This is a genomic window from Kineococcus indalonis (genome assembly GCF_009906395.1).
GTDB classification, from domain to species: Bacteria; Actinomycetota; Actinomycetes; order Actinomycetales; family Kineococcaceae; genus Kineococcus; species Kineococcus indalonis.
The window spans coordinates 1-5,969 of record NZ_JAAALM010000237.1 but is presented as its reverse complement, the minus strand read 5'-3'; the positions used below and the strand labels follow the sequence as shown (position 1 = coordinate 5,969).

The following is a 5,969-nucleotide window of genomic DNA, read 5'->3' as shown; positions in this document are numbered from 1 at the left end:
GGCGCCGGCGAGGGCGCGGCGGGCGCCGCCGGGCGGGGGCCCGGACGGGCACCCTGCGGCAGGCGCGGACCCGGCTTGACCGCCGGGGCGGGACGGGCGCCGGAGGCGCCGTCCGCGGGGAACCTGTCCTTCAGCCGGCGGATGACCGGCGGCTCGACGGTCGAGCTCGCCGACCGGACGAACTCGCCCATCTCCTTCAGCGTCGCCAGGACGACCTTGCTCTCGACTCCGAACTCCTTGGCGAGTTCGTAGACCCGGACCTTTGCCACATCTCTCCTGTCTCGGTCCGGGCCACCTCTACCGGGCGCGGACCGTCGTCAGTCGTCGGGGTTCATCTGCACGAGCTCATCGGGTGCTCATCAGCTGTTCGACCCGTTCTCATCGCTGGTGGTGGACGCGACCGCCCCGGTGGGCCGGTCCAGGAAGGACCGGACGTGCGAGGTGTCGAGGGGACCGGGGCGGCGCAGCGCGCGGGGGAAGACCCGCCGCTTCTCCGCCCCGTCCAGGCACGTGGTGCTGGGGTGCAGCCACGCACCCCTGCCGGGGAGGCGCCGCCGCTCGTCGACGAGGAGCACGTCCTCGCCGCTCGCCGCGACGACCCTGAGCAGGGTGGACCGTGAGCCCTGCTGACGACAACCCACGCAGGTCCGCACGTGTTCCACGCCCGCGCTCGGGGAGGCGGGGGGGACGGTGCGGGTGGTGGACCGCCGGGCAGGACGACCGGCCTCAACGAGTGTCACGATGTCCACAGTGTAGCGCCGCCCCGCGCTCGGGCGGGTCGCAGGCCGCCCGCGGCGCCCGCGGCCCTCAGGCGCCCTGCGGACCGGAGGCCGCCGCCGGCGCCTGCTGCTGCTCGGTGTCGGGGCGGATGTCGATGCGCCAGCCCGTCAGCTTGGCCGCCAGGCGGGCGTTCTGCCCCTCCTTGCCGATGGCCAGCGACAGCTGGTAGTCGGGCACCACGACGCGCGCGGACCGGGTGGCCGCGTCGACGACCTCCACGGACGTCACGCGCGCGGGCGACAGGGCGCTGGCGACGAAGCGCGCGGGGTCGTCGCTGTGGTCCACGATGTCGATCTTCTCGCCGCGCAGCTCGGCCATGACGGCCCGCACCCGCTGGCCCACCGGGCCGATGCAGGCGCCCTTGGCGTTCACGCCCGGGCGGGTGGCGCGCACGGCCATCTTCGTGCGGTGCCCCGCCTCGCGCGAGAGCGCGGTGATCTGCACGGTGCCGTCGGCGATCTCGGGCACCTCCAGCGCGAACAGCCGGCGCACCAGGTTCGGGTGCGAGCGCGAGAGGACCACCTGGGGCCCCTTGGGGCCCTTCTTCACGCTCACCACGTAGCAGCGCAGGCGGCTGCCGTGGCGGTACTCCTCGCCGGGCACCTGCTCGGCCGGCGGCAGCACGCCCTCCAGGGCGCCCAGGTCCACCTGGACCACGCGCGGGTCGCGGCCCTGCTGCACGACGCCGGAGACGATGTCGCCCTCGGTGCCGGCGTACTCGCCCAGCACCTGCTCGTCGGCCGCGTCGCGCAGGCGCTGCAGGATGACCTGCCGGGCCGTGGTGGCGGCGATGCGCCCGAAGCCGGCGGGGGTGTCGTCGTACTCGCGCACCTGGGCGCCCTCGGCGTCGCGCTCGGCCGCCAGCACGCGCACCTCGCCGCTGGTGCGGTCCAGCTCCACGCGGGCGTGCTGCTGCGAGCCCTCGGTGTGGTGGTAGGCGATGAGCAGCGCCTGCTCGATCGCGCGCACCAGCGCCTCGAACGGGATCTCGCGCTCCCGCTCCAGCAGCCGGAGCGCCGCCATGTCGATGTTCACTGCTCGCCCTCGCGTCCCGCGTCGTCCTGCGTGTCCAGCTCGTCCTCGTCCAGCTCGTCCTCGTCCGGCTCGTCCAGCTCGTCGTCCGGCCCGTCGTCGTCGGGCTCGTCGCCCGGCGCGCCGGTGCCGCCCTCGCCGGCGCGGCGGAACTCCACCTGCACCTCCCCGCGCACCAGGTCCGCGAGGGGCACCCGCCGCGGCGCCCCGACGTCCTTGGCGCGCGGCGGGCGGCCCTTGACCGGCTGCGGCTCCAGCCGCAGCAGCACCCCGTCGGCGTCCACCGACTCCACGCGGCCCAGCAGGGCCGTGCCGTCGGCCAGGACCGCCCGCACGAGCCGGCCGCGGGCGCGCGCCCAGTGGCGCGGGGTCGTCAGCGGCCGGTCCACGCCCGGGGAGGTGACCTCCAGCGTGTACGGGGCGGCGCCCAGCACGTCGGAGGAGTCCAGCGCCTCGGAGACCGCGCTGGAGGCGACGGCCACCGCCTCCAGGTCCACCTCGCCCGGCTCCTCGCCGGCGAGGTCCACCACGACGCGCACGACGCGGCGGCGGCCGGCCGAGGCGACGGACACCGACTCCAGCGCCAGGCCCGCGGCGCGGCGCTCGTCCGCGAAGACCGCCTCCAGCACCCCGGCCACGGCCTCGTCCAGCGACGGCACGACCGTCCCTCCCCTGCTCTCGAGCTCTCGCGCCGACGAGCGGTGGTCGGTCCGGCAGGACCGCGGCCACCGGTCAGCGCCCCGACCCGCTCCCGCTGAACCCGCCGCACCCGGCAGGCCGACGTGACCGACGACGACAGCGCCGCGCCCGCCGGGGCGCGCCTGGACCCCGCCAGCTACGAGGCCTGGCGGAACCTGCCGGCGCGGCGGCCCGCCGGCAGCAGCCCCGGCACCTGGCCGGAGGTGCTGGTGCGCCGCTACGACGAGCCGGCGGCGGCCGAGGAGTTCACCACCGCCCCCAGCCGCGACCTGCTGCTGGTGGTGCAGCGCTCGGGCACCTACCGCCTGGAGAGCCGCAGCGGGCGGCGCTGGCTGGCCGCGGAGTACCGCCCCGGCGCCATGGGCGTCACCGCCCCGGGCGTCGCCTCCGTGCTGCGCTGGCGCCCGCCGGAGGGCGCCCCGGACACCCCCGCCGGCGCCGCGGGCGCGCAGGCGCCCAGCACCGTGCAGATCCACCTGGCGGCGGGCCTGCTGGCCGAGGTGTCGCTGGCCATGGGCAGGCCGTGGCGGGCCGGGCACCACCCCGACGCGCTGGTGCTGGAGCACCCCGGGGTGCTCGCCACCGCCGGCGCGCTGGCGGCCGCGGCCGAGGGCGCCGCCCCCCGCCTGGCCGCCGAGGCGCTCGCGCAGGCGCTGGCCGCGCAGCTGATCGCCGCGGTGCCCGCGCCCGGCCCGCCGGCCGCACCCGTGCGCGCCGCCGCCCGGCCGCTGAGCGCGGTGCACCTGGCCCGGGTGGTGGACCACCTGCACGCCCACCTGGACCGCGAGGTCGGCCTGGCCGAGTGCGCCGCCCTCGTGCCCACCTCGCGCGCGCACTTCGTGCGCGCCTTCGCCGCGGCCACCGGGCTCACCCCCCACCGCTACCTCAGCGCGCTGCGCATGGACCGCGCCGCGCGGCTGCTGCGCTCCACCGACCTGGCGGTGCTCGACGTGGCGGTCAGCTGCGGCTACGCAGGCACCAGCCACTTCGCCGACGCCTTCCGCCGCCACCACGGCGCCACCCCCTCGGCGTACCGCAGCGCCCACCGCGGCCGGGGCTCCTGAACCGCGCGAGCGGGAGCGCACTCGCGGGGGTGCGGATCCGCGCACTCCGCGGGGCTCCCGGGGCGCGCCGGTGCTCGAGCATCCCGATCAGCGGCGGGACGCCAGCCGTCCCGGGGCGCCGACCACCACGACGTCGACGAGCACCACGACGAGGAGCGACATGAGCCGGAGCAGCACAGCGGGCCGGGACGGTGCACGCCGCGTGGCGGTGGTGACCGGGGGTTCCGGCGGCATCGGCAGGGCGTGCGCGGAGCGCCTGGGCGCCGACGGGTTCGCCGTCGTCGTGCACTACGCCGGCAACCCGGGGCGCGCGAAGGAGGTGGCCGAGGCGGTGCTCGCGGCGGGGGGCGCGGCGAGCACCGCGCAGGCCGACGTCGCCGACGTCGCGCAGGTGGCGGAGCTGTTCGAGGCCGCCGAGCGGGAGTTCGGCGGCGTCGACGTCGTGGTCAACACCGCCGGCGTCATGCGCCTGGCACCGCTGGTGCAGGCGGACCTGGCGGAGGGCGGTGCGGTGGACGCCATGCTGCGCACCAACGTGCGCGGTGCGCTGGTGGTCTCCGCCGAGGCCCTGCGCCGGGTGCGCCCCGGCGGGGCGCTGGTCAACTTCTCCACCTCGATCACCCGCCTCTCCCTGCCGACCTACGCCGCCTACGCGGCCACCAAGGGCGCCGTGGAGGCGATGACGCCGGTCCTGGCCAAGGAGGCCGCCGGGCGCGACGTCACGGTCAACGCGGTGGCGCCCGGCCCGACCGCGACGCCGCTGTTCCTGGAGGGCAAGGACGAGGAGACGATCGCGCGGATGGCGTCGATGAACCCGGTGGGCCGCCTGGGCGAGCCCGGCGACATCGCCGAGGTGGTCGCCTTCCTCGCCGGTCCCGGCCGCTGGGTCAACGGCCAGGTCCTCTTCGCCAACGGCGGTGCCGCGTGAGCGGCGCGGTGGACGGCGCGGTGGACGGCGCGGTGGACGGCGCGGTGGACGGCGCGCGCAAGGTGGTCCTGGTCTCCGGCGCCTCCAGCGGTTTCGGCGCGATGATCGTCCGGGAGCTGGCCGCGGCGGTGGCGCAGGTGCTGCGCGAGTGCGGGCGCATCGACGTGGTGGTGCACAACGCCGGGCACATGGTGCTCGGCCCCGCCGAGGCGTTCACCCCCGAGCAGCTGCACGAGGTGTTCGACGTGAACGCCGTGTCCACCCAGCGGCTGAACCGCGCGGTGCTGCGGCACCTGCGGGCCCGGCGCGACGGGCTCGTGGTGTGGATCGGCTCGACCAGCACCCGCGGGGGCACCCCGCCGTACCTGGCGCCGTACTTCGCCGCGAAGGCGGCCGAGGACTCCCTGGCCGTCTCCTACGCCGCCGAGCTGGCCCGCTTCGGCGTCGACACCGTCATCGTGGTGCCGGGGTCGTTCACCACCGGCACGAACCACTTCGCGCACGCGGGCAGCGCGGCCGACGAGCGCGTCGCCGCGCAGTACGAGGCGGAGTACGCGGGGCTGCTGGGGCACGTCGGGGAGAAGCTGGCGGAGATCTCCCCGCCGGACGCCGACCCCGCCGAGGTGGCCCGCCGGGTGGCCGCGGTGGTGGGGATGGCCAAGGGCACCCGCCCCTTCCGCGTGCACGTGGACCCCGCCGACGACGGCGCCGAGGGCGTCAACGCCCTCGGCGACCGGGTGCGCGCGCAGTTCTACCGGCGCGCGGGGCTGGCGGACCTGCTGGCCCCGCGCACGGGGGCCGCCCCGCCGCGCTGAACCCGCGGCGGGGCGCTCGCAGGACGGCGCGCACCGCGCGCTCGCACCCCTCCACGTGCGCGGCGGCCAGGTCGGCCGCCGCGTCGGTGCGGCCCTCGACGATGGCGCGCAGCAGGGCCGCGTGCTCGCCGACGTGCCCGCCGAAGGTGGGCAGGCGGTCCAGCACCAGGCACCCGATGCGGGTGGCGAGGTTGTCCGGGCGCACGAGGACGTCCTGCAGGTGGGGGTTGCCGCTGGCGCGGTAGCTGCCGCGGTGCACCGCGACGTCGTGGCGCATGAGGGTGCGCGCGTCCAGCACGGCCGGGTCCAGCTGCGCGGTGGTCCGCTCCAGCTGGCGGCGCACCTCGGAGGTGTGGCCCGGGTCGGTCGTGTCCACCGCCGTGGCGAAGGTGCCGCGGCGCGGGTAGGCGACGACGAGGCGGTCGGTCCCCAGCCGCTCGAGCGCCTCGCGGACGGGGGTGCGCCCGATGCCGAGCCGCCGGGCGATCACCTCGTCGTTGAGCGGTTCGCCGGGCCGGACGTCGAGCACGAGCAGGGCGCCGCGCAGGTGCTCGTAGGCGTGGTCGGCGAGCGAGCCGCGCGGCGGGCCCACCTCGGTGCTCTGCGCGCTCACGCGGCTCCGTCCTGCGGGTGCGGCGCCGGTGCCGGCCG

7 protein-coding genes and 1 pseudogene are annotated in these 5,969 nt (G+C 77.3%); 3 read left to right on the top strand and 5 right to left on the bottom strand.

Translation table 11 applies throughout. The annotated features are described in order from the left end of the window. The 4 genes from GTR00_RS12400 to rimP all read right to left on the bottom strand — a co-directional run. Positions 1 to 269: translation initiation factor IF-2 N-terminal domain-containing protein (locus tag GTR00_RS12400; protein WP_323132438.1), on the bottom strand; the 269-nt coding region annotated here is incomplete at its 3' end. Between the two features lie 90 nt (positions 270 to 359). Next, positions 360 to 662 carry a YlxR family protein gene (locus tag GTR00_RS12395; RefSeq protein WP_323132437.1) on the bottom strand — a complete coding sequence of 101 codons (303 nt, stop codon included), beginning with the start codon at positions 660 to 662 and terminating at the stop codon, positions 360 to 362. 145 nt (positions 663 to 807) lie between these two features. Then, complete coding sequence (gene nusA / locus GTR00_RS12390) at positions 808 to 1,815, bottom strand: transcription termination factor NusA (protein ID WP_166611926.1); 1,008 nt, start codon at positions 1,813 to 1,815, stop codon at positions 808 to 810. Further along, positions 1,812 to 2,462 (bottom strand): ribosome maturation factor RimP, encoded by a 651-nt coding sequence (gene rimP, locus GTR00_RS12385; RefSeq protein WP_240899997.1) that lies wholly within the window; start codon positions 2,460 to 2,462, stop codon positions 1,812 to 1,814. Before rimP ends, nusA begins: the two co-directional genes overlap by 4 nt. 132 nt (positions 2,463 to 2,594) lie before the next feature. On the opposite strand from rimP, the gene GTR00_RS25800 reads away from it, so the two are divergent. The 3 genes from GTR00_RS25800 to GTR00_RS12370 all read left to right on the top strand — a co-directional run bounded on the left by GTR00_RS25800 (position 2,595) and on the right by GTR00_RS12370 (position 5,318). After that, the gene (locus GTR00_RS25800; RefSeq protein WP_166611924.1) at positions 2,595 to 3,575 is read left to right on the top strand and encodes an AraC family transcriptional regulator; all 981 of its coding nucleotides are present in this window, start codon (positions 2,595 to 2,597) and stop codon (positions 3,573 to 3,575) included. Positions 3,576 to 3,735: 160 nt separating this feature from the next. Further along, positions 3,736 to 4,503, top strand: a complete 768-nt coding sequence (locus tag GTR00_RS12375) for an SDR family oxidoreductase (protein WP_166611923.1) — start codon at positions 3,736 to 3,738, stop codon at positions 4,501 to 4,503. A 101-nt stretch (positions 4,504 to 4,604) separates the two neighbouring features. Next, on the top strand, positions 4,605 to 5,318 hold the full coding sequence (locus tag GTR00_RS12370; protein WP_166611927.1) for an SDR family NAD(P)-dependent oxidoreductase: 714 nt from the start codon (positions 4,605 to 4,607) through the stop codon (positions 5,316 to 5,318). Between the two features lie 19 nt (positions 5,319 to 5,337). On the opposite strand, the pseudogene GTR00_RS12365 reads toward GTR00_RS12370, so the two are convergent. Then, a pseudogene (locus GTR00_RS12365) lies at positions 5,338 to 5,931 on the bottom strand (GntR family transcriptional regulator); the annotation flags it as partial. Between the last annotated feature and the right edge of the window lie 38 nt (positions 5,932 to 5,969).

Bases quoted from the DNA above. Each gene is read 5' to 3' on its own strand.
- GTR00_RS12370 (WP_166611927.1), top strand. From the start codon at position 4,605: ATGATCGTCCGGGAGCTGGCCGCGGCGGTGGCGCAGGTGCTGCGCGAG.
- GTR00_RS12375 (WP_166611923.1), top strand. From the start codon at position 3,736: ATGAGCCGGAGCAGCACAGCGGGCCGGGACGGTGCACGCCGCGTGGCG.